Origin of the sequence: Microbacterium sp. SCN 69-37 (assembly GCF_001724435.1) — a bacterium.
In the GTDB taxonomy this organism is placed as follows: domain Bacteria; phylum Actinomycetota; class Actinomycetes; order Actinomycetales; family Microbacteriaceae; genus Microbacterium; species Microbacterium laevaniformans.
On record NZ_MEEL01000030.1, the window covers coordinates 45,848 to 68,644 of the forward strand.

At 72.2% G+C, this 22,797-nt stretch carries 21 protein-coding genes; 10 read left to right on the forward strand and 11 right to left on the reverse strand.

Annotated elements, in window-relative coordinates; all coding sequences use genetic code 11:
- The first annotated feature begins 1 nt into the window (after position 1).
- Positions 2-808: an ABC transporter permease subunit gene (locus tag ABS64_RS09110; protein ID WP_005051686.1), complete on the forward strand. Its 807-nt coding sequence runs from the start codon at positions 2-4 to the stop codon at positions 806-808.
- 2 nt (positions 809-810) lie between these two features.
- Entirely contained in the window at positions 811-1,701 is an 891-nt protein-coding gene (locus ABS64_RS09115) for an ABC transporter permease subunit (protein WP_016463970.1), read from the forward strand.
- A 140-nt stretch (positions 1,702-1,841) separates the two neighbouring features.
- Here the strand turns inward: ABS64_RS09115 and ABS64_RS09120 are convergent, their stop codons facing one another.
- On the reverse strand, positions 1,842-3,218 hold the full coding sequence (locus ABS64_RS09120; RefSeq protein ID WP_288121433.1) for an amidohydrolase family protein: 1,377 nt from the start codon (positions 3,216-3,218) through the stop codon (positions 1,842-1,844).
- Between the two features lie 93 nt (positions 3,219-3,311).
- On the opposite strand from ABS64_RS09120, the gene ABS64_RS09125 reads away from it, so the two are divergent.
- Entirely contained in the window at positions 3,312-3,929 is a 618-nt protein-coding gene (locus ABS64_RS09125; protein ID WP_005051679.1) for a TIGR00730 family Rossman fold protein, read from the forward strand.
- A 124-nt stretch (positions 3,930-4,053) separates the two neighbouring features.
- Here ABS64_RS09125 and ABS64_RS09130 read toward each other — a convergent pair whose 3' ends face one another.
- The 7 genes from ABS64_RS09130 to ABS64_RS09160 form a co-directional block, all read right to left on the reverse strand.
- Positions 4,054-5,358: a Zn-dependent hydrolase gene (locus ABS64_RS09130; RefSeq protein WP_288121434.1), complete on the reverse strand. Its 1,305-nt coding sequence runs from the start codon at positions 5,356-5,358 to the stop codon at positions 4,054-4,056.
- Positions 5,355-6,647, reverse strand: coding sequence for an alanine--glyoxylate aminotransferase family protein (locus ABS64_RS09135; protein WP_292683013.1), 1,293 nt, complete (start codon positions 6,645-6,647; stop codon positions 5,355-5,357). The genes ABS64_RS09130 and ABS64_RS09135 overlap by 4 nt, the downstream gene beginning before the upstream one ends.
- A complete protein-coding gene (locus tag ABS64_RS09140) occupies positions 6,644-8,194 on the reverse strand; it encodes an AtzH-like domain-containing protein (protein ID WP_292683015.1) in 1,551 nt (516 codons plus the stop codon). Before ABS64_RS09140 ends, ABS64_RS09135 begins: the two co-directional genes overlap by 4 nt.
- Before the next feature lie 355 nt (positions 8,195-8,549).
- Positions 8,550-9,659: an acetamidase/formamidase family protein gene (locus ABS64_RS09145; RefSeq protein WP_005051673.1), complete on the reverse strand. Its 1,110-nt coding sequence runs from the start codon at positions 9,657-9,659 to the stop codon at positions 8,550-8,552.
- Positions 9,656-11,101, reverse strand: a complete 1,446-nt coding sequence (allB, locus tag ABS64_RS09150; protein ID WP_288121471.1) for an allantoinase AllB — start codon at positions 11,099-11,101, stop codon at positions 9,656-9,658. The genes ABS64_RS09145 and allB overlap by 4 nt, the downstream gene beginning before the upstream one ends.
- A complete protein-coding gene (locus ABS64_RS09155) occupies positions 11,089-11,931 on the reverse strand; it encodes an aspartate/glutamate racemase family protein (protein ID WP_005051671.1) in 843 nt (280 codons plus the stop codon). The genes allB and ABS64_RS09155 overlap by 13 nt, the downstream gene beginning before the upstream one ends.
- Entirely contained in the window at positions 11,928-13,598 is a 1,671-nt protein-coding gene (locus tag ABS64_RS09160) for an NCS1 family nucleobase:cation symporter-1 (RefSeq protein ID WP_292683019.1), read from the reverse strand. The genes ABS64_RS09155 and ABS64_RS09160 overlap by 4 nt, the downstream gene beginning before the upstream one ends.
- Positions 13,599-13,818: 220 nt before the next feature.
- Here ABS64_RS09160 and ABS64_RS09165 point away from each other — a divergent pair, with 220 nt between their 5' ends.
- The 4 genes from ABS64_RS09165 (at position 13,819) to hpxO (ending at position 16,708) form a co-directional block, all read left to right on the forward strand.
- Entirely contained in the window at positions 13,819-14,445 is a 627-nt protein-coding gene (locus tag ABS64_RS09165; RefSeq protein ID WP_005051662.1) for an XRE family transcriptional regulator, read from the forward strand.
- A gap of 2 nt (positions 14,446-14,447) precedes the next feature.
- The gene (uraD, locus tag ABS64_RS09170; protein ID WP_005051660.1) at positions 14,448-14,954 is read left to right on the forward strand and encodes a 2-oxo-4-hydroxy-4-carboxy-5-ureidoimidazoline decarboxylase; all 507 of its coding nucleotides are present in this window, start codon (positions 14,448-14,450) and stop codon (positions 14,952-14,954) included.
- Entirely contained in the window at positions 14,951-15,271 is a 321-nt protein-coding gene (uraH, locus tag ABS64_RS09175) for a hydroxyisourate hydrolase (protein WP_005051657.1), read from the forward strand. Before uraD ends, uraH begins: the two co-directional genes overlap by 4 nt.
- A gap of 243 nt (positions 15,272-15,514) precedes the next feature.
- Entirely contained in the window at positions 15,515-16,708 is a 1,194-nt protein-coding gene (gene hpxO, locus ABS64_RS09180) for an FAD-dependent urate hydroxylase HpxO (protein ID WP_292683024.1), read from the forward strand.
- Positions 16,709-16,878: 170 nt separating this feature from the next.
- On the opposite strand, the gene ABS64_RS09185 is transcribed toward hpxO, so the two are convergent.
- Positions 16,879-18,312, reverse strand: a complete 1,434-nt coding sequence (locus tag ABS64_RS09185; RefSeq protein ID WP_292683026.1) for a chromosome partitioning protein — start codon at positions 18,310-18,312, stop codon at positions 16,879-16,881.
- A 48-nt stretch (positions 18,313-18,360) separates the two neighbouring features.
- Positions 18,361-18,555, reverse strand: a complete 195-nt coding sequence (locus tag ABS64_RS09190; protein ID WP_292683029.1) for a hypothetical protein — start codon at positions 18,553-18,555, stop codon at positions 18,361-18,363.
- A gap of 22 nt (positions 18,556-18,577) precedes the next feature.
- Here ABS64_RS09190 and ABS64_RS09195 point away from each other — a divergent pair, with 22 nt between their 5' ends.
- The gene (locus tag ABS64_RS09195) at positions 18,578-19,414 is read left to right on the forward strand and encodes a substrate-binding domain-containing protein (RefSeq protein ID WP_292683031.1); all 837 of its coding nucleotides are present in this window, start codon (positions 18,578-18,580) and stop codon (positions 19,412-19,414) included.
- Here ABS64_RS09195 and ABS64_RS09200 read toward each other — a convergent pair.
- On the reverse strand, positions 19,411-19,929 hold the full coding sequence (locus ABS64_RS09200; protein ID WP_036290523.1) for an adenine phosphoribosyltransferase: 519 nt from the start codon (positions 19,927-19,929) through the stop codon (positions 19,411-19,413). The two genes, ABS64_RS09195 and ABS64_RS09200, sit on opposite strands and share 4 nt — an antisense overlap.
- Before the next feature lie 84 nt (positions 19,930-20,013).
- Between ABS64_RS09200 and ABS64_RS09205 the strand changes: the two genes are divergently transcribed.
- Both ABS64_RS09205 and ABS64_RS09210 read left to right on the forward strand, forming a co-directional pair.
- The gene (locus ABS64_RS09205) at positions 20,014-21,696 is read left to right on the forward strand and encodes an alpha-amylase family glycosyl hydrolase (protein ID WP_036290524.1); all 1,683 of its coding nucleotides are present in this window, start codon (positions 20,014-20,016) and stop codon (positions 21,694-21,696) included.
- 1 nt (position 21,697) lies between these two features.
- Positions 21,698-22,702, forward strand: a complete 1,005-nt coding sequence (locus ABS64_RS09210; protein WP_292683035.1) for a LacI family DNA-binding transcriptional regulator — start codon at positions 21,698-21,700, stop codon at positions 22,700-22,702.
- Positions 22,703-22,797: the final 95 nt, after the last annotated feature.

Consider the following 22,797-nt stretch of genomic DNA (forward strand, 5'->3'; position numbering starts at 1 on the left):
CGTGGCTCGCGTGCGCGTGCCCGGCTGGGTCGCGGGACTCGTCGGCGCCGTCGTGCTGGTGGGCGTGTGGTGGCTGTTCTCGCTGACCGCCTTCCGTCCGCAAGACGGGACGAGCTACACTCCGGTCCCCTCACCGTGGGCGGTCGTGGACTGGCTGTTCGTGCAGGGCAACATCGCGGGCGCCTGGGGCGTGTTCCAGCCGACCATCACCGCGGCGGCGATCGGCTACCTCTGGGGCAACGGCATCGCCCTGCTGCTGGCGACGGTCGTGCTCGTCTTCCCGCGCACCGAGACGGTGATCACCCAGATCGCCGTCGTCACCTATTGCCTTCCGATCGTCGCGGTCGGGGGCATCTCGATCGTCGTCCTCGGTGGCGCGAAGAACCCCGGCGACCCGTCGGCGACCGCGATCTTCCTCGCCGCTCTCGTCTGCGTGTTCACGACGGTGGTCGGCGCGATCCTCGGGTTCACCTCCGCCGACAAGGCGGCGCTGGACGTCGTGCGCGTCTACGGCGGCGGCCGGTGGACCCAGCTGCGCAAGGTGCGCCTCGTCGCCGCCCTTCCGGCGATCCTCACGGCGCTGCAGATCGCCGTGCCGACCGCCTTCCTCGGCGCGGTGCTCGGCGAGTACCTCGGCGCGATCACGGCGGGCGTCGGGCCGACGCTCATCCGCCTGCAGGGCCAGCTGGACTCGGCCGGCGTCTGGTCGGTGTTCCTGCTGTGCGCCGTGTTCGCCCTCGTCGCCTACGGACTGTTCGGCCTGCTCATCAGACTCGTCACCCCGTGGGTGGCCGGAAAGGCGGTGTGAGCGTGCACGTCATCGACACGACCCCCGCAACACCCGCGGCATCCCACGTGGGCACCGCCGACCCCATCGCCGTCGCGCGCCTGCGCGCCGAGCGGCGCCGCGGGCTGCGCCGCACCCTGCTGCGCTCGCTCGGCAACGCCGGCATCACCCTTCTCGTGCTGCTGCTGCTCTGGCAGGCGATCGTGAGCCTCACCGGCATCTCGCCCTACATCGCCAAGGGCCCGCTGGATGTGTGGACGTTCCTCGTCACGGCGCCGAAGGCGGAGGCCAACCGGGCGCAGATGTTCCCGCTGGTCGGCCAGACGCTGCTCGACGCGTGGATCGGATTCGTCGTCGGCATGCTCGTCGCGATCGTCCTGGCCATCGCGTTCAGCCTGTCCAAGGCGATCGAGGCGGGCGTCATGCCGCTCGTGCTGCTGCTGCGCACCATTCCCCTGGTGTCGATCGCTCCGGTCATCATCCTCGTCACGGGACGCGGAACCCCGGCATCCGTCGCCGTCATCGGCACCGTCGTGGTTCTCTTCCCGGCCCTGGCCAACGTGCTGTTCGGGTTGAGCCGCGCCAGCCAGCAGAGCCTCGATGTCGTGCACGTCTTCGGCGGCGGCCGGTTCACGGCGCTGCGCAAGGTCAACCTGCCCGGCGCGCTGCCATCGGTGTTCGCCGCGGCGCGCGTGTCGGTGCCGGGAGCCGTGACCGGTGCACTGCTGGCGGAGTGGCTGTCGACGGGCACGGGCATCGGCGGATCGATCCTGAAGTTCAACGCGCAGGCGCAGTTCGCCCAGCTGTGGACCTCGATCGCGCTCATCACGCTGATCACGCTCGTGCTCTACAACCTCGTGCAGATCGTGGAGAACATCGTGCTGGCCCGCATGGGCATGGCTGCCGGGCGCTGAGGCCGCGCCGCGCTGACCCCGCCCTCCGAACCGAACTGCAAGGCCGGCGGGCCGACACGCCGTCGGCCACGGCGCGGATGCCGCGTGTCGCACGGCATCCCTTGCAGTTCGGCCGGGCGGGGGGCAATGCGGGCGGCGGGTCAGTGCGGGTGGCCGCGGAGCGGGATCACGGCGGCGGGCAGCTCGTGCACCTTCGCGGAGGCCTCCTCGGCGAGCGGGTTGGTCGAGACTCCGTCGGCGTTCACGAGACGACCGCCGACGTAGACGGCCTTCAGGTTGCGCGGGCTCATCGCCAGCACGTACGAGCGCACCGGGTGCCAGAGCGGCCCGACGTCGGGGCGGCGCGGATCGACCACGACGAAGTCGGCGAACTTGCCGACCTCCAGCGATCCGACGCGGTCGGCGACGCCCATGATCTCGGCCGATCCGAGGGTGTGCAGGCGCAGCATCTGCTCGGGCATCATCGACAGCGGATCCTTCGTACGCGCCCGCTGTGCGTAGATGCCGATGCGCATGTTCTGCCACGGATCGCTCACGTCGGTGCAGGCCTGGTCGTCGAGGCCGACGCCGACTTTCATCCCCATCGCGAGCATCTCGGGCACGAGCGCGGTGCCCGAGGCGAGACGGCCGTTGGATGCCGGCTGCCACGACATCGCCGCACCCCCGGCCACCGACTGCGCGATGATCTCGGGCGTGGTCTGGATGAAGTGGCCGAACACGAGCCCGAGCTCGAGGGCCCCGGCATCGCGGTAGAGCGCGAACTTCGACTGCTGGTGCTCGACGGCCTCGGGTGACTCGAGGAAGTGGGCCTGGTTGGTCACGCCGTACCGGCGCATCGCCTCGACTTCGAAGGCCGCGGCATCCGGGTGCGGAGACCACTGCACCTGGCCCATGATCGACGAGCCGAGCGCGTAGTCCGCATCGAACGTGCGGGTGTGGGCGACCTCGGCGGCGAACCGGTCGAAGACCTCGTCGGGGGTTCCGGCGGTGACGTCCATGCCGGCGGCGTCGACGAAGCGGATGCCGGAATCCCGCGTGCCCTCGGCCTGACGCCAGTGGTACTCGAGGCCCCGCAGGCCCGCGGTTCCGGTGCGCTTGCCGTCGACCATCGGCTCCCACGCCTGCAGCGGGTCGGTGAAGTTGTACGCCGTGGTGACCCCGTTCGACAGGAAGTCGAGGGAGCCGTGCAGCGTCGCCCAGTAGAGCTGATCGGCGCTCATGTGGGCGGTGGTGCCGAGCATCGCGTCGCACCAGCCGTAGAGGGTGTCGGCGACGCCGAGCCCGCGCAGGCCGCTCGTGAACAGATGCGAGTGACTCGACACGAAGCCGGGCGCGACGAAGGCGCCCGCGACGTCGAGGGTCTCCTCCGCGGTCGTGCCGACCGGCGGGGAGCCCGCGCCGAGCGCGGCGATGCGGCCGTCGTCGCCCACCAGCATCCAACCGTCCTCGATGTAGCCCGGGTCGTCGGTTCCGGCCGGAACGGTGATGAGACGGGCGTGTGTGACGAGGAGCGACATGCTCTGCACGCTAATGAGGCCATGTTTCCGACCTGTCACGGCTCGGAAACACCCGTGCACGAAGCGGAAACACGGGCGGATTAGCGTCTGGTCATGTCGCGATTCACGGTCACGGTCTTCTGCGGATCCTCCCCGGGCTTCGACCCGGTCTACGTCGAGGCGGCGCGCGCCGTCGGCACGGCGATCGGCCGCTCCGGCATGGCGCTGGTCTACGGCGGCGGCCACGTCGGCCTGATGGGCACGGTGGCGGATGCCGCCCTCGCCGCCGGGGCGGAGGTCACGGGCATCATCCCGCGGGCGCTGCAGGCGCGCGAAGCCGTCAACGAGGATCTGACCGAGCTGATCCTCGTCGACACGATGCACGAGCGGAAGATGCTCATGGCCGACCGCGCGAACGCCTTCCTGGCCCTGCCCGGTGGCCCGGGAACGCTCGAGGAGCTCACCGAGCAGTGGACGTGGGCACAGCTCGGCATCCACGACAAGCCGGTGGGACTGCTCAACGTCGACGGGTACTTCGACCCGCTGCTCGCGTTCGTCGCGAACATGCGCGACCGCGGCTTCACGCACCCCCGCTACACCGACATGCTCGTCGTCGCGACCGAGGCCACTGAGGCGCTGGCACGACTGCGCGACTACGTACCCCCCGCGCGCACCGAGGCCTCGCCGGGCGCCGAGATGACCGGCGCGATGGCGTTGCCCGTGCGCCCCTGAGCACGGTTGCGGACCGCGTCCGCGTCCGCGTCCGTGAGACACCGGTTGCGCACCGACGCACCGGTACACAGACCGTGTTTCGGTGCACAGGCGGTGTCTCGCGGTCGGAGGACGCGACGGCGGGTCAGATCCGCTCGGTGCCGCGCAGCAGCACGGCTTCGGCGAGGGCGCGGATGCCGTGGGCCACGTCGCCCGCGGAGACGGACTCGTCCGGGTGATGGCTGATGCCGTCGGGGTTGCGCAGGAACAGCATGCCGACGTCGGTCACCGCTCCCAGCGACATGCCGTCGTGGCCGGCGCGGCTGAAGATCACGGGCGGGGCGTCCGACCGCGGCGGAAGGGTCGCGCGGATGCCGCCGGCCACCACGTCCTGCAGGAGCGGCGCACAGAACACCGCCGGAGCGCTGTGCACCTCGCGCGAACGCCAACGCAGGGCTCGCCGGCCCATGATCTCGTCGAGCTCGCGTGCGAGCGCATCCCACACGCGGTCGCGCTCGCCGTCGAACTCGCCGCGCAGGTCGAGCGAGAACTGCACCTCGCCCGGGATCACGTTGACCGCGCCGGGGAACGCCTCGAAGCGCCCGACGGTGCCGACGATGTGGTGCTCGGCCGAGCAGATCCGCTCCACCGCGAGCGCGGCCTCGCTCGCGCCCAGCAGCGCGTCGCGACGCATGTCGTAGGGTGTGCCGCCGGCGTGGCGGGCCTCACCCTCCACCACCAGCTGGAACCGCCGCGCCGACGCGATCGACGAGACGACGGCGAGGGGCTCCCCGGCCCGGTCCAGCTCGGGACCCTGCTCGATGTGCGCCTCGAGGTACCCGACCAGCTCATCGGGCCGACGGGCGGCCTCGCCGACCCGCCCCGGGTCGAGCCCGAACTCGAGGAACGCCTGGCGAAGGCTCACACCGTCGGCATCCGCCAGATCCCACCACGCGTCGCTCCACGTGCCGGCGACGGCGGAGGATCCGAGCAGCGCCTTGCCGAACCGGGTGCCCTCCTCATCCGAGAACGCGACGACCTCGATCGCGAACGGCAGCGGCACGGTCCAGCCGTCACCCGTGCCCTCGCCCGCCGGCACGCGCAGCAGACGCACCACCTCCAGCGCCATCAGCACCCCGGCGATGCCGTCGTAACGCCCGGCGTCGAGCACCGTGTCCAGGTGCGAGCCCAGCATCAGCGCGGGAGCCGCCGGATCGCCGATGCGGCCGACCTGGTTGCCCGCGGCATCCTGCCACGTGCGCATGCCCAGCTCGCGCATCCATTCCGCCGCCAGCCGGTTGACACGGGCGTGCTCGGGCGAGAGGTAGACGCGCTCGATGGATGCCGCATCCGCGCTCACCCGCGCGAGCTCCTCACACCGCGCCATCACGCGGCGCGCAGCGGTCGCGATGACGTCGGGCGCGGCGCGCAGGAGGGATGCCGAGCTCACGCCGTCTCCGCCGACACGGCGACGGCCGCACCGGTGCGCGGCGCGTGCAGCGCCACGGGCGCCGCGGCGAACACGTCCGCGGCGGCCTCGACGCCGCCACCGGCCGGAACCGCGGCCCCGAACCGGCGCAACACGCTCTCGAGGGCGGTGAGGGTGGTGAGCACGGCATCCTTCCGGGCGTTGTAACCCATGGTGCCGATGCGCCACACCTTGCCGTGCAGCGGGCCGAACGAGGTGCCGATCTCGATGCCGAAGTCCTCCAGCAGGGCCGACCGCGCGGCATCGCCGGGAACGCCCTCCGGGATCTCGACCGCCACGACGTTGCTCATCTTGTGCGCGACGTCGCCGAAGACCACCAAGCCCAGCGCCTCGACGCCGGCGAGCATCGCTCGTCCCGCCAGCTCATGGCGGGCGATGACGGCATCCCGGCCTTCGATCAGCAGCAGGCGCGCGCACTCCCGGGCGCCGTAGAGCATGCTCGTCGCCTCGGTGTGGTGGTTGAGTCGGCGCGGACCCCAGTAGTCGAGGATCTGCCCCAGGTCGAAGTAGTTCGAGCGCACGAAATCGGCCGACGACTCGTCGCCGGGCTCGCGGATGCCCGCCTCGACCTTCTTCCGCGAGCGGATCACCTCCACGGCGCGTGCGCTGAGCGTGATCGGCGACGATCCGCTCGGACCGCCCAAGCACTTCTGCAGTCCGGCGGTCGCGGCATCCAACCCCCACGCTTCCGCCTCGAAGGCGTTGCCGCCGAGCGATGCGGTGGCGTCGGTGTAGAACAGCACGCCGTGGCGGCGGCAGATCTCGCCGATGTCCTCCAGCGGCTGCAGCATCGTCGTCGAGGTGTCGCCCTGCACGAGGGCGAGCAGCGTCGGCTTCACCCGCACGATCGCCTCCTCGATGACGGATGCCGGGAACACCTGACCCCAGTCGGTCTCGATCGTGTGCACCTCGGCGAGCGCCCGCTCGGCGATCTCGGCCAGCAGGTGTCCGAACCGGCCGAACACGGGGACCAGCACCCGGTCGCCCGGCTTCACGAGCGAGACGATCGCGGCCTCGATACCGGCACGGCTCGTGCCGTCGACCAGCAGGGTCGCCTCGTTGCGGGTGCTCCATACGCCGCGGTACAGCTCCTGCGTCTCGGTCATCGTCGCCGTCATGAACGGGTCGTACTGGCCGACGAGCGGCGCCGACATGGCGGTCAGGACGCTCGGGTAGGCCGAGATGGGGCCGGGGCCCATCAGCAGCCGCGCGGGCGGGGCGATCGGGCCGGGAAGGGCGGTGGTGCTCATGCGGATTCCGTTTCGGTGATGCGGGTGTGGAGGGCGCGGCCGAGGCGCACGAGGGCGATGTCGGTGCCGGCGCGCGAGACGAGGCTGACGCCGACGGGAGCGGTGCCCCGGCCGGCGGCGACGGTGAGGAGGGGCACCGACAGCGCGGGGAGGCCGCCGACGGCGGCCGGCGTCGTCAGGCGCAGGGTGTTGTGGCGCACGGCATCCACCTCGGCGCCGGTGGCCGTGCGCGACAGCGCCGGACCGGGCGCGGTCGGCAACAGCAGCACGGCGTCGCGGACGAGCGCGTGCAACGTGTCGCGGAGGGGTTCCAGGGCGGCTCGGGCGGCGGACTCGTCGGCGGCGGTGACCGCGGCAGCGGCGCGGAAGCGCGCGGCCACGGCGGGGCGGGCGCGCAGCCAGTCGCCGTTGTTGCGCCAGGCCTCCGCACCCTGCACCGTCCGGAACGGCACGAGATAGTCGTCGAGGTCGCCGAGCGAGACCTGCTCGATCGGCAGAGCGGATGCCGCGATCAGCTCCTCGAACGCCGCGCGCGTGGCCGGCTCGGCGGCGGCGAGTGCTTCGATCGGCACCCGGAACCGCCACGGGAGGTCGGCGGCGGAGGCCCCGAAGACGGAGTCGGTCGAGTCGGAGCCGTCGTAGCTCAGACACCAGTTGGCGACCGCCTGCAGCGTCGCGCCGTCGCGGGCGAGCCAGCCGACCGTGTCGAAGCTCTGCGCGAGAGGCAGCAGCCCCTGCCGCGGCACGAGATCGTGCGTCGTCCGCAGGCCCCACAGGCCCTGATACGACGCCGGGACGCGCACGGAGCCGGCGGTGTCGGTCGCGAGGGCGATGTCGGCGTGGCCGAGCGCGACGGCGGATGCCGGTCCGCTCGACGAGCCGCCCGGCAGGGCGCCCGGCACCGCGGCGTTCGGCGGGGTGCCGTAGTGCGCGTTGTCACCCGCGATCGAGTACGCGAATTCGTCGGTGCGGGCGATGCCCCGCAGCGACGCTCCGCCGCGCAGTAGGTCGCCCACCGCGGGGGCGCTGGTGGTCTCGGCGCGGGCGGAGTCGAGGTAGGTCGGGTTTCCCGCACCGATGCGATAGCCCTTGATCGCGAAGAGATCCTTCACGGCGACCGTGAGGCCGGACAGCGGCCCCTCCCATGCGCCCTGGTAGAGCGGGTCGCCGACAGTCCGCCAGATCGAACGGTCGAAGGCCGCCGAGCGGGGGGTGACGTGCGCGGCCGTGATGAGCCACCGCCCCTCGATCTGCTCCCACACCTGGGTCTGCAGGCCGGTGCCGCCCGCCGCGAACCGGGAAACGGCGACGATGAGCGCCACCCCCTCGGCGAGCGGCCGGTACTCGACGCGCTCGATGGTGCGAGCCGACACCCCGCCGCGAGCGCCGCGGAACGCGCTGATCGTGTCGTGTCCGACCAGCAGCCCCGCGCCGTCGCCGCGGAGCGTGCGGTCACCGGGAGCGAACGCGGCATCCAGGGCGTCGAGGTCATTCGTCAGGATCGCCCGCTCGTACCCCTCGAACGCCGCGCGCAGCTCGTCGGGCATGGTCTGAGCCGCCGTCACGGGCGCCCGCCCCGGTTCATGGCCCCGCGTGCACAACTCCGGAGTTGTGGTCCCGGACGGCCGAAAACAGCCCGGGATGGGCCCGTGGGCACCGAATCTCCGGAGTTGTGAACGGCGGCAGCCGGGCGGGGAACGGCGGCAGCCGGGCGGGGAACGGCGGCAGCCGGGCGGGGAGCGGCGGCAGCCGGGCGGGGAGCGGCGGCGACGCCGCGTGCACAACTCCGGAGTTGTCGTCCCGGACGGCCGAAAACAGCCCGGGACGGGCCCGTGGCCACCGAATCTCCGGAGTTGTGAACGGCGGCGCGCGGAGGCGGCGACATGCCGCGGCGGCGGACGGTCACGAGGCGTCCTCGCCGACCAACCAGGCCGGGCGGACGGCGGCGAAGTCCGCCTCGCGGATGCGGGCGTGCACACCGCAGACGATGTCGACGACCTGCGAGATGTCGAAGTCGGTCGCGGCCGACAGGTACGCGTAGGCCAGGTGCTCGGCCATGCCGTAGCGCGCCTGCAGCAGATCGAGCGCGGCCCGCACGGCCTTGCGCATCGCCTCGTCGAGATCGACGTCGAGCCCCGTGGGCACGAGGTACTCGTCGGTGCGGACGAGCGGGCCGGTCACCTCGCCGAACGACGCGAGCGCCTCCGCGCGCGGCACCACGTCGAAGCGCAGCGTGGCGCGCAGCGACGCCTCGAGCGCGGTCAGCGCGACCTCGCCGTCGCCCTGCGCGAAGTGCGGGTCGCCGACGTACGCCAAGGCGCCGGCCACCTGCACCGGCAGGTACAGGACCGCGCCCTCCACGAGCAGGTTGATGTCGATGTTGCCGCCGTGCGCGCCCGGGGGAACCGAGTGGGGGCGCTCGTCGCCCGCGACGGCGACCCCCATCGTCCCGAGGAACGGGGCGAGCGGGAACCGCACGACGCGCTCGCCCCCGTCGACCAGGGGCAGGATGCCGCGACCGTCCGACACCGGCGTGAACACGCTGACGTTCTCGGGCCCGCGCGGGAGCACCCCGACGAGGGCCCCCTTGCCGTGCCGGTTGGAGATGACGCCGTACGGCACGCGCGGGGCCAGGTCGACGACGGTGATCTTCAGCAGGTCACCGGGGTCGGCCCCCTCGACGAAGATCGGCCCGGTGACCACGTGCGGCCCGTCGAGCGCGGCGTCGCGTGCGACCGTCGCGGCGATCTCGATCGCGTCGGTGAGCACGTGTGCGGCCGGCACCCCGTGGCCGGTGAAGTACCCCAGGGGGTCCTGGCCCTGATCGGGCAGGATGCCTTCGTGGCTGACGGTGTCGATCGTCACCGTCTCGCCGGCGGCGATCCTCAGCACGGGCGCATCGGCGGCGCACGGCAGCCGTCCCCAGAGCACCGTCTCCGGGGATGCCGGGAGGTAGTGCGCGCCGGCGATTCGGCCCGATCCGGGTTGCAGGATGTCGATGGTCTCGGTCATGATGTCGCTCCTTCGCGCATCGGGTGGGCTGCCGTCGCGGGCGCTGCCCCGGCATCCGCACCGGCCAGCAGCTCGATCCCCGGCCGGGACCGCGCATCGTCGTCGCCCGCACGGTACACGACGGTGCCGCCGACCACGGTGGTCACGACGGCGCCGCGCATGGCGCGACCATCCCACGGTGACAGCTTGTGCCGGTAGAGCAGGCGGTGCGCGTCGACGGTCCACGACCGTTCCGGCGCGAAGACGGTGAGGTTCGCCCGTACGCCCGGCGCGATGACGCCGAGTCCCGGCATCCCGGCGATGCGGGCCGGTCCGGTCGTGAACAGCGGCAGCAGGCTCTCCAGCGGGATGCCGCGGCGCGCTGCCTCGGTCCAGACGCTCGCGAAGCCGGTCTGCACGCCCGCGATGCCTCCCCACGCCAGGCCGAAATCGCCGCCCCCCGCGGTCTTCAGCGCGAGAGTGGCGGGTGAGTGGTCGCTGACGATGGCGTCGATCGTGCCGTCGAGCACGCCCTCCCACAGCAGGTCCTGGTTGGCGCGACCGCGGATGGGCGGGCAGCACTTGAACGCGCTGGCCCCGTCGGGCACCTCTTCTGCGGACAGGGTGAGGTAGTGCGGGCAGGTCTCGACGGTGAGGCGGACGCCGTCGGCCTTCGCCGCACGGATGGCATCGAGCGCCTGTCCGTCGGCGACGTGCACGATGTGGGCGCGGGCGCCGGTGGCGCGGGCCGCGTCGATGACGGCGCCGATCGCCGCCTCTTCGCTCACCGGTGGGCGGCTGCGCAGAAACGTGTCGTAGTGACGTCCGAGCTCTCCCGCCGGCCCCGCGCCGACGTCGACGGCGGCCTCGTGCAGGTGCGCCTCGTCTTCGGCGTGCGCGATGAGCAGGCCGTCGAAGGCGGCGATCTCGGTGAGCGCGGCGTGCAGGCCGGCACGGTCGAGGTGGCCGAACTCGTCGATGCCGCTCGGCACGAGGAAGCACTTGAAGCCGACGACGCCGGCGCCGGCGAGGTGGCGCAGGCGGCCGAGGTTCTCGGGGACGGCGCCGCCCCAGTAGCCGACGTCGACCGCGAGCTTGCCCGCGGCCGCGGCCCGCTTGGCGGCGAGCGCCTCGGGCGTGGTCGTGACGGGCACCGAGTTCAGCGGCATGTCGAACACGGTCGTGATGCCGCCCGCCGCGGCCGCGGCGGTGCCGGTCGCGAAACCCTCCCAGTCGGTGCGCCCCGGCTCGTCGAGGTGCACGTGCGAGTCGACGAGTCCCGGCAGCAGCACCTCGTCGGCGCCGAGCACGTGGAGGTCGGCGGATGCCGCGGCATCCGCTTCCGCCGAGCGCCCGGGCCGGGTGACCCCGGCGATCACGCCGTCGACGATCCGCACCTCGGCGGGGCGGAACGCCCCGTCGATCCAGGCGCGTTCGGCGCGGATCACGCTCACATCTGCCACAGCATCGCCTCTCGTGCCCTCGGTTGCGGATGCGGCGTCATCGCGGCGTCCGAAGACACGTCCGACGCTATCGAGGCGTCGTTTCGCGGGTGTTTCCGCACGGGCGGGGGCGCGTACTCGCCCCGCCCGCCGGTGCGCACGCCCATGCGTGCCATGCCGATCGCGAGCCCCACGGCGGCGGCGACCCCGTCGATGACGGGAGCGTCGACACGCGCCGACAGCTGCGCGCAGAGATCGGCCATGCCGGCGCACCCGAGCACGATCGCATCGACCGGATCGCCGGCCGCCCCGGACGCCCCGACCGCGGGGGGATCCAGCGCGGCCCGGCATTCGCGTTCGATGCGGGCCAGGGTGTGCTCGTCGGGCTCCTCGAGGGCGAGCACGGGGATCTCCACGGCGCGGTACTGCGCGCAGGCGCGGTCCATGCCGTAGCGGGCAACGAGGTCGCGGGCCCGTCCGAGCGTGCGTCCCAGCGTCGTCACGATCGCGAAACGGCGCCCCGCGATCGCCGCAACGTGCATCGCCGCCTCCGCGATGCCGATCACCGGCACCTCGACGAGTTCGCGCGCCGCGTCGAGACCGGGGTCGCCGAAGCACGCGAGCACGTACGCGTCGCTGCCGCCGCTGGCGAGGTCCGCGCGGACGAGCTCGACGACGGCCGCGGCCGCCGCCACCTCGTCGACGTGGCTCTCCACCGCCGCCGGTCCCCGACCGGGTTCGGGGCAGACGGCGACGATCTCGGCATCCGCCCCCGCCACCTCCCGGGCGGCGGCCGCAATGGTCGCGGTCATCGCCCGGGAGGTGTTGGGGTTGATCAGGAGGATCCTCACGGGGTGCCGGGTCCCGCCGTCGTGCCGGTGATGGCGGCCACGGGGATCTCGGCCGAGATGGCGGGCGGCTCGGCGGCCGCGGTCGCCGCGGCACCGTCGAGCGTGCCGTCGGAGACGCCGTCGCTCTCGCCGTCGAACGTCGGCACCCGGGGGTCGATGCGCTCGAAGAGCACGAACGCGGCGTAGCCCAGGCCGCAGCCGATGAACCAGCTGTAGTCGCTGATCCACGAGATGTCGAACAGTCCCATGTCGGCGAACAACTTCGGGAAGACACCGAGGAAGACGGCGGGGATGCCGGCGACCAGCAGCGCCTTCATCGCGTTCGGGTTGAAGCCGCGGCGGTACCAGTAGGGGCCCGTCGGGTCCATCGTGAACATCGCATCGGTCTTGATGCGCTGGCGTCCGGCGACGTAGTAGCCGGCGATGAGGATGCCGAACAGCGGACCGATGAGCGCCCCGAGCAGGCCCAGCGTGTAGTGGATCGCGTCGTCGTTGGAATACCAGTTCCAGGGGGTCAGGAACACCGACCCGACGGCGGCGATCATCCCGCCGGCGCGCCACGAGATCTTCTTCGGGGCGACGTTGGAGAAATCGAACGCCGGCGAGATGAAGTTCGCGACGATGTTGATGCCCACCGTCGCGGTGACGAAGGTCAGGCCGCCGAGGAGGATCGCGAACCAGCCGTCGATGGCCTCGACCGTCTTGATCGGGTCGGTGATGAGCTGGCCGAAGACGGGGACGGTCGCCGACGCCGTGATCACGGTGAGCAGCGAGAAGAAGAGGAAGTTGATCGGCAGACCCCAGAAGTTGCCGCGCTTGACCGCCGCGAAGCTCTTGCCGTAGCGGGCGAAGTCGCCGAAGTTGAGCATCGGGCCGGAGAAGTACGACACGACCAGCGCGATCGCGGCGCACATCACCGGGATCGACGACCAGAAGTCCAGCTGCTTGGTCGACAGATTGAACGAGATGTTCTGCCAGCCGGCCTGCGACACGAGGTAGACGGCGAGCGCGATCATCACGACGTAGACGGCGGGGCCGGCGAAGTCGATGAAGCGGCGGATGACCTCCATGCCGTTCCAGAACAGCAGGAACTGCGCGACCCACAGGATGCCGTAGGAGATCCACCCGAGGGCCGACAGCCCCAGGAACGACACGTCCAGCAGCGCGGCCGAGCCGGGGATGAACTTGAGGAACACGATGTTCAGCGACTCTGCGGCCAGGAACGTCTGCACGCCGTACCAGGCGATGGCGATGAGTCCACGGATGATCGCGGGGATGTTGGCTCCGCGGATGCCGAAGATCGCCCGGTTGACGACGGGATACGGCACACCTGTCTTCTGGCTGGGCTTGGCGACGAGGTTGGCGAAGTACTGCACGATGACGATGCCGACCAGCAGCGCGATCAGCACCTGCCAGCTCTGCAGGCCCAGGGCGAACAGCGAGCCGGCGGTGACGTAGCCGCCGACGGAGTGCACGTCGCTCATCCAGAACGCGAAGATGTTGTACGCGCTCCACTTCTGCTTGCGCAGCGGTGCGAGGTCCTCGTTGGCGAGGCGCTCGTCGTACTGCGGCTTCATGTTGCCGGCGCCCGTGGGCATGCCGGCGGCTTCGACGATGTCGTAGACACCGGTCGACGGTGCGGTCGATGTTGGGGTCAGAGAGGTCATGGGTACCTTCCAGGGGTTCCGAGTCGGTGACGGAGGTGGGCGGACCGCGACGTGGAGTCCGTGGCCTGGGTGGTGCGTAATGTGAAGTTATTGCTTCACTCTGCCCGCGCGATTTCGCTCGTGTAACGGCTGTGTGAAGTTGGCTCTTCACATGTGACGAACACGTGAAGCCCGATCGGGACGCCGCCCGCTCGGCATCCGCGCCCGATACGATCGCGACATGAGCCGCGCCCCCGCCGTCGATCCGCCGGAGCTCGATGCCGACCGTGCCGAGAGCGCGGCCGACGGGGTCGGTGAGCGGCTGCGCGCCCTGCGGGTCGCCCGCGGCATGTCGGCGCGCGACCTCGCTCGCCGGCTCGGCATCTCGCCCAGCGCGGTGTCGCAGATCGAGCGCGGGGTGATGCAGCCGAGCGTCTCGCGCCTGATCGCCATCACCGACGAGCTCGACGTGCCGCTGACCTCGGTCTTCGACCCTTCCGGATCGCAGGCGCCGACGACACCGACGAGCTTCGGGCTGCGCCGCGCCGAGCACGACACGGCGATCGTGCTGGACGACGGCGTGACCTTCCGCCGCATCTCCCCCGTGCCGACGCCCGGCGTCGACTACTTCGAGTCGACCTACCCGCCCGGTGCGACCGCCCACAGCGACGCCGGACTCTTCCGCCATGAGGGCTACGAAGTCGGCACCGTCGTCTCGGGCGAGCTGACCGTCGACTTCGACGACGAGCGGGTGGTGCTGCGCCCGGGCGATGCGATCAGCTACCCCTGCTCGCGTCCGCACCGACTGCACAACACCTCCAGCGAGCCCGTCGTCGCCCGCTGGCTCGTCGTCCACGGAGCCCGCTGAGCATGGCCGCCGAGATGAGCATCGACGCGTTCGACGCCCTGCCCGCGGATGCCGCGGCATCCACCGTCCGCGTGTGGGCGGCGATCCCGACGTGGGTCGACGCCGTCGTCGCGGCGCGCCCCTACGGCACGCGCGACGCGCTCATCACCCGGGCGGACGAGCGTGCCCGCACCTGGACGCGCACCGAGCTCGACGCCGCCCTCGCCCACCACCCGCGCATCGGCGAGAAGCCTCAAGGCGCGGGAGCCGAGGCCGCCGCCTCACGTCGCGAACAGGCGTCGATGTCGTCCGCCGGGGCCGCGACGACGGCGGCGATCGCCGACGGCAACGCCGCCTACGAGGAGCGATTCGGCCGGGTCTTCCTCATCCGCGCCGCCGGGCGCACGCCCGAGCAGATGCGCGCCGAGCTCGAGCGGCGGCTCGGCAACGACGACGAGACCGAGGCCGCCGAGGCCCTCGATCAGCTGCGCGAGATCGCGCTGCTGAGGCTGGAGGCGACGATCGTATGACCCACCTGACCACGCACGTGCTCGACGGCTCGGCCGGAGCCCCGGCATCCGGCGTCGACGTGAGGCTCCTCGACGCCGACGGGACGACCGTGGCGAGCGGGCGGACGGATGCCGACGGGCGCCTCGCCCTCGGACCCGACGAGCTGTCCGCGGGGACCTACGCGCTGGTGTTCGCGACGGGGCCGTACTTCGCGGCGCGCGGCTCCGAGACGTTCTATCCGTCGGTCACGGTGAGCTTCGCCGTCGCCGACACCCGCCACTACCACGTGCCCCTGCTGCTCAGCCCGTTCGCCTACTCGACCTACCGCGGCACCTGACCCGCCTCACTCGCGACGTCGGGCCCTCCGCAACGTCCGCCCCTCCCCCGCGACGTCCGCCCTCCCCCGCGAGACACGGGCTGTGCACCGAGACACGTCGTGTGCAGCGGTGTCTCGGTGCGTGGACTGTGTCTCGCGGACTGCGGGGGCGGGCGGGCGGCGGGCGGGTGGGCGGGGGGCGGAGGCGGGTGCGGTTACCCCGAGGAAACGTCGCGGTGACACGGCATCCGTAGCGTGGCCGGCATGAAGGTGATCGTCGTCGGAGCGGGTGTGGGGGGAACGAGCGCGGGCATCGCGCTGCAGAAGCTGGGCCACGACGTCGTCATCTACGACCAGATGCGCGAGAACCGTCCGGTGGGAGCAGCCCTGTCGCTGTGGTCGAACGGCGTGAAGGTGCTGAACTGGCTCGGACTCGGCGCCGAGGTCGCCGCTCTCGGCGGCGACATGGCCGACATGGTCTACCTCGACGGGCACACCGGCGAGACCCTGTGCGACTTCTCCCTCGCGCCGGTCACCACCCAGACGGGGCAGAAGCCGTACCCGGTCGCCCGCGCCGACCTGCAGGCGCTGCTGATGGAGCGGTTCGGCCTCGACGGCATCCACCTCGGCAAGAAGCTCGTCGGCATCGCCGACGACGGCACGACCGTGACCGCCACGTTCGCGGACGGGACGACCGACGCCGCCGACATGCTCATCGGCGCCGACGGCGCCCGCTCGATCGTGCGCGACTACGTGCAACCCGAAGGCGCGCCGCCGATCGAGCGCGAGTACTCGGGGTACACCAACGTCAACGGGCTCGTGCCGGTCTCGGCATCCATCGGACGCCCGACGGCGTGGACGACGTACGTCGCCGACGGCAAGCGCGCCGCGGTCATGCCGATCGCCGGCGACCGCTTCTACTTCTGGTTCGACATCCCCCAGCCATCGGGTCTGCCGCATGACCCCGCGGCAGGCGTCGCACCGCTGCGCGAGGCGTTCGGCGACTGGGCACCCGGCGTGCAGGAGCTGCTCGCCGCGATCGACCCGGCCACCTCGCTCAACCGCGTGGAGATCTGGGACATCACCCCGTTCGACACCTGGACGAAGGGTCGCGTCGCGATCCTCGGGGATGCCGCGCACAACACCTCCCCCGACATCGGCCAGGGGGCGTGCTCAGCGCTCGAAGACGCCTTCGCGCTCGGCATCGCGTTCGCCACCAACACGCTGGGCGTCGCCGACACCCTCCGCCGCTACGCCGCGATGCGCGTGGAGCGGGCCGGGGAGCTCGTGCTGCGGGCGCGCAAGCGCGCCTGGGAGACGCACGCGTTCGATCCCGCCGTGACCGACGCCTGGTACGAGAGCCTCCGCGCCGCCGACGGCACCGGCATCATCCGCGGCATCGTCGGCAACATCGAAGACAGTCCGGTCAACCTCGGCGGCGGGCTGCTCGCGGGCTGAGCGCGCCGCGGCATCCGTCGCCGGGCCGCCCCGGCGTCACCCGCCGATCCGCGGGCCGAACTGCAAGGGATGCCGCGCGACACGCCGCGGCATCAGCCATCCCGCCGGCGCGTCGCCGTCAAAGCCCTTGCAGTTCGGGCAGGCGTGGTGCGGACCGCGAGGGCGCGGCGTCAGAGACGACGGGCGATGGATGCCGCGACCGTGAGCCACGCATCGCGGGTCTCGGGCGACAGCGCATCGAAATCGATGGGACCGCCGTCGACGAGCGCGGCATCGAAGGGCACGTGCACGACCTCGGCCGTGACCTGCGAGAAGTGGCGCTCGAGGCGCTCGGCGAGCTTGCGATCGGGCTTTGTCGACGGCGCCGCGAGAATCGTGACGGCCTCGTCGATCTTGTGGTCGAAGCCCTTCTCGCGCAGGCCGTCGAGCAGCCAGGCGGCACTGGCCGCGGTGTCTTCGCGCACCGTCGAGACGATGACGAGCTGGTCGGCTGCGGCGACGGCGGCGACCCAGTTCGAGGCGCGCATGTTGTTGCCGGTGTCGACGATGAGCAGGCGGTAGTAGCGCGAGAGCACGTCGTGGAGGCGGTCGAAGGCGGTCGCGTCGATGGTGGAGGATGCCGCGGCATCCTCGTCCGAGGCGAGCACGTCGAAGCGGGCGTCGACCTGCGTGCGTACGTAGGTGTCGAGCGCCGCGAGGCTCGCTCGATCGGGCGTGGCGAAGCGGTCGAGGTCTTCGAGCAGGTCGACGGCCGTGCGGTGGTGCGGCGCGTTCTGCGCGCGCCACCCGAGCGTGCCGCGGGTCTCGTTGTTGTCCCAGGCGAGCGTGGCGCCGCCGCGCTGGGTGCCGAACGTCGCGGCCAGCAGCAGCGTCGACGTGGTCTTGTGCGCCCCGCCCTTCGGGTTGAGCACCACGATCGTGCGCGGCGCGTCGAGGCGGCGCTGCACGAGACGCTCGCGATCGAGACGCGACTGCTCCGCCTTGCCCGGGCGGGGCGAGATCGCGCCGCCGGTCAGACGGCGGACCGCTCCGCGCCACCCCTCGGTCGCCCGCGGACGCGCGCGGTCGGCGCGAGAGTTGAGCAGGTCGTCGACCGTCGGCGTGGCCCGCTGGGCCGGCGTGCGCTGCGCGCCCTCGCGGCGGGTGCCGCCGCTGCGCAGCGGCCCGTCGGTCACCGCCACCGCGGTCGTCGCGGGGGCGGACTCCGCAGCCGCCGCGGCGGACGGGGCCGCCGTGACGGGCACGGCGGAGATCGGTGCGGCATCGGATTCGCCAGCCGCAGGCGACGCCGCCGCGACCGGTGCCGGCACGGCATCGGCCGCCGGCGCAGCCGCAGCGATGGGCTCCGCGACCACCTCCGTCGCCGACGCTGTGGCCTCGGTGAAGCTGCCATCGGGGCTGACGACGAGGGCCCACCGTGTGGCGCCGTCGACGACGGTCGCGGTGACCGGCTCACCCGCCGACGCGGCCATCAGCCGGATCGACTCGACGATGCGGCTGCGCAGCCCCTCCTGCGTCGAGGCGAAGACCTCGTCGACCTCACCGGCGAGGTGGATCTCGGCGGCGGTTTGCGAAGTCACGAGCACGGTGGGTTCGAAAGTCACGCCTCCGAGTATCCCATCCTGTGCTGCACGCCGCCGGGGGCGCGGGCCTCACCCGGCGGCGAGCAGGTCATCGACGGTGCGGCGCACCTCGGCATCCGTCTCGGCATCCGCGCCGGTCGCCGTCAGTGTGAAGGCGCGCGACGCGACGTCGAAGGCGACCTCCACCCGATGGGCCGCATGCACCCAGCGCAGCACCCCGGCGGTGTCGCCGAGCTCGGCGGTGAACTCGCCGTCGACGCGCACGCTGGGGTTCGTCTCCGACTCGGTGGCCTCGTCGCAACTGGCCGGAGAGATGATCCGCGGCGCGATCGAGGCGGCACGTGCCCGCGGCTATATGGTCTTCGTCGGCGAGACGGCCGGTGACGCGCATCTGGAGCGCGACCTGCTCGACGCGATGTTCGACCGGCAGGTCGACGGGGTGGTGCTGGCCACGATGATGACCTACGCGCGCGCTATCCCGGTGGAGGCGACCCGCATGCCGACCGAGCTGCTGAACATCGAGCCGACCGACGACGCCGACTACGTGCGCGTGCTTCCGGACGAGGTCGCGGCCGGTGCCGCCGCCGCGCGCCTGCTCGTGGACACCGGGCATCGGCGCATCCACCTCATCGGCGTCGGCGACGACCCGGCGAACGCGCACCCGTTCGGCCTCGCCGCCGCCCAACGCCTGCGCGGCGCCCTCGCCGTGTTCGCCGAGACGGGGCAGCAGATCGTGTCGGCTCGTCCGACGGTGCAGTGGCTGCCGCCGGAGGGCTTCCGTCTCGTGTCGGAGGTGCTCGACAGTGGCGCCGAGGTCGACGCGCTCCTGTGCTTCAACGACCGCCTGGCGATGGGCGCCTACCAGGCGCTCCAGGAGCGCGGGGTGCGTGTGCCCGACGACGTCTCGGTGCTCTCGTTCGACGACACGTCGTTCGCCCGCTGGCTGCGGCCGGGCCTGACGACCTTCGCCTTCCCGCAGCGCGCGCTCGGCCGCGCAGCCGCGGACGAACTCATCGACCTGATCGAGCGCGACGCCGCGGCAGACGGATCATCCCCTCCCCCGGTGGCGCGCCTGGTTCCGCTGCCGTTGCGGATGCGCGCGTCGGTCGCCGACCGGGCTTAGACCCGGAAGACGGAATGGACCGGGCCGCACACCGCGCGCCCCTGAAGCTCGACGAGCTCCATCAGCACCGCCGTCCCCGCCAGCTGCAGGCCGAGCTCGTCGAGCAGGTGCTGGCCCGCGCGCAGAGTGCCGCCCGTGGCGAGGATGTCGTCGACCAGCAGCACGCGCGTGCCCGCCTCGAGGTCGTCGCTCATCTCGATCTCGGCCGTGCCGTACTCGAGGGCGTAGGAGACGGATGCCGCGGGCCGCGGCAGCTTGCCCGCCTTGCGGATCGGCGCCATCCCCACACCCGCCGCGATCGCGACCGCGCCGGCCAATATGAACCCGCGCGCCTCGATGCCCGCGACGACGTCGAACTGCCCCGCGAAGGGCTCGATCACGGCATCCACGACGGTGCGCAGGGCCTGCGCGTCGGCGAGCAGCGGCGAGATGTCGCGGAACAGCACGCCCGGCTGCGGGAAGTCGGGGATGCCGGCGATGAGCGATTCGGCGTGGGCGAGGGCCTCGGAAGTCACCGGTCAAGGCTAGTCGCCGCCGGACGCGACCCGTCGCGCGAGAACCGCCACCGGGTGCGCAAGCGCTTGCGCTACGCTGATGCCATGACGTCGCAGTTGACCTTCTCCCTCCCCGACATCGGCGAGAGCCGCCCCGGCGCCGAATGGTGGCGCACCGCGGTGATCTACCAGATCTACCCGCGCTCGTTCGCCGACGCCTCCGGCGATGGCATCGGTGACCTCCCCGGCGTGACGGCGCATCTCGACGACCTGCGCGCCCTGGGCGTGGACGCCGTGTGGCTGAGCCCCTTCTACCGCTCTCCGCAGAAGGATGCCGGGTATGACGTCGCCGACTACTGCGACGTCGACCCCCTGTTCGGCACGCTCGCCGACTTCGACGAGATGCTCGCCGGCGCGCACGAGCGCGGCATCCGCGTGATCGTCGACCTCGTGCCCAATCACAGTTCCGACCGGCACGTCTGGTTCCAGGAGGCGCTGGCCGCAGCCCCCGGCAGTGCCGCGCGCGCCCGCTACCTCTTCCGCGACGGCAAGGGTGAGAACGGCGAGCTGCCGCCCAACAACTGGGAGTCGGTCTTCGGCGGCCCGGCGTGGACCCGCGTCACCGAGGCCGACGGCACGCCGGAGCAGTGGTACCTGCACCTGTTCGACACGAGCCAGCCCGACTTCGATTGGTCGAACCCCGAGGTGCAGGAGGAGTTCCGCGGCATCCTGCGGTTCTGGCTCGACCGCGGCGTCGACGGCTTCCGCGTCGATGTCGCGCACGGCCTCGTCAAGACCGACGGTCTGCCCGATCACCTTCCCGCGGTGGATGCCGACAGCATGGGCGGCTCCGACGACGACGTGCCGTACTGGGGTCAGGAGGGTGTGCACGAGATCTACCGTGACTGGCACCGTGTGCTCGCGGAGTACGACGGCGACCGTGCGCTCTGCGCCGAGGCGTGGCTGCCCACCGTCGACCGCACCGCCGAGTGGGTGCGCTCCGACGAGATGCACCAGGCGTTCAACTTCCCGTACCTCATGACCGAGTGGGATGCCGCGGCCATCCGCGAGGTCATCTCCGAGTCGCTGCGCGCGTTCCCTGCGGTCGGCGCCCCGGCTACCTGGGTGCTGTCGAACCACGACGTCGTGCGCCACGCGTCGCGGCTCGCGCTGACCGCCGAGAACCCGCAGGGCCACGGCATCGGTCCCGACTCGCCCGGCCAGCCGATTCCCGAGGTGGGCCTGCGCCGCGCCCGCGCCGCGACGACCGTGATGCTCGCCCTGCCCGGCTCCGCATACCTCTACCAGGGCGAGGAGCTCGGCCTTCCCGAGGTCATCGCGCTGCCGCCCGCGTCTCGGCAGGATCCGACCTGGTTCCGTACCGACGGCGAGCGCTACGGCCGCGACGGGTGCCGGGTGCCGATCCCGTGGACCGCGGATGCCGCCGCCTACGGCTTCAGCCCGACGGGCCAGTCGTGGCTGCCGCAGCCGGCCGAATGGGCCACGCTCGCCCGCGACGCGCAGGAGTCCGACCCCGACTCGACGCTGTGGCTGTACCGCACGCTGCTGGCGACCCGCCGCGCCGAGGGCCTCGGAGCGGCGACGCTGGAGTGGCTCGACGGCTACGGCGACGACGTGATCGCGTTCCGGTCCGGTCGGGTCACCGTGATCGCCAACGCCGGGGCCGCGCCGGTGATGCTGCCGTCGGGTACCGTGCTGGTCTCGAGCGAGCCGTTCGACGGCACGGAGCTGCCCGTCGACGTCGCGGTGTGGATGGTCGCGGACTGACGTGACCGGCATCGAGGAGGTCGCGCGCGCCGCCGGCGTCTCGACGGCGACGGTGTCGCGCGCCCTCAGCGGACGGGGACGCCTCTCCGAGGCGACGCGCGAGCGTGTGCGCGCCGCGGCCGCCGACCTCGGCTACGTCGTCTCGGCCGCGGCATCCACCCTCGCCTCGGGCCGCGCCGAGAACATCGGCGTGATCGTGCCGCTGCTGGACCGGTGGTTCTTCGCCACCGTGCTCGACGGCATCGCCGCGCAGCTCGCGCCGCGCGGCTACGACATGACGCTGTACAACCTGACCGACGATCCGGCGCAGCGGCGGAGCCTGTTCGAGGCGTCGCTGCGCCGCCGACGCGTCGACGGCCTCATCGTGCTGTCGGTCGAGCTGAGCGCCGACGAGCTGCGCCAGCTGAACGAGCTGCCCGTTCCCGTCGTGGCGCTCGGCGTTCCGCATGCCGAGCTGCGGGGGCTGCGCGTCGACGACACGGCCGTGGGCCGGCTCGCCACGCAGCACCTGCTGGAACTCGGCCACCGCGACATCGTGCACCTCGGCTGGAGTCTGCCGGACGATGCGGGCGAGACCCTCGACATCCCCACGCGTCGGCGCCGCGGATTCGCGCAGGCGATGAGGGATGCCGGTGTCGCCGCACCCCGCTTCGTCACGGCCGACTTCACCGTCGAGGGGGCGCGCCGCGTATCGCGCGAACTGCTGTCCGGCCCCGACGCGCCCACCGCGATCTTCGCCGCATCCGACGAGATGGCGTTCGGCGTGCTGGCGGCGGCGCGCGAACTCGGCGTCGAGGTGCCCGGTCGGCTGTCGGTCGTCGGCGTCGACGGGCACGAGCTGGCGGAACTGTTCGAGCTGACGACGATCGAGCAGTTCCCGCACGCACAGGGCGAGCGCGCCGGACAGACGATCCTCGCGGAGTTGGGCGTCGACGAGGCGGCGGCTGCCTCGGCATCCCTGCCGTTCGAGCTCGTGGTCCGCGGCTCCACCGCGCCGCCGCACTGACCACCGGTTCGCGCCGCCCGCCCTCCCCTGTTCCGTATTCAGTCTGCGCTTCGGGACCTCGGCGCCCGTGCCGCGGAAACACCCGGACCACACCG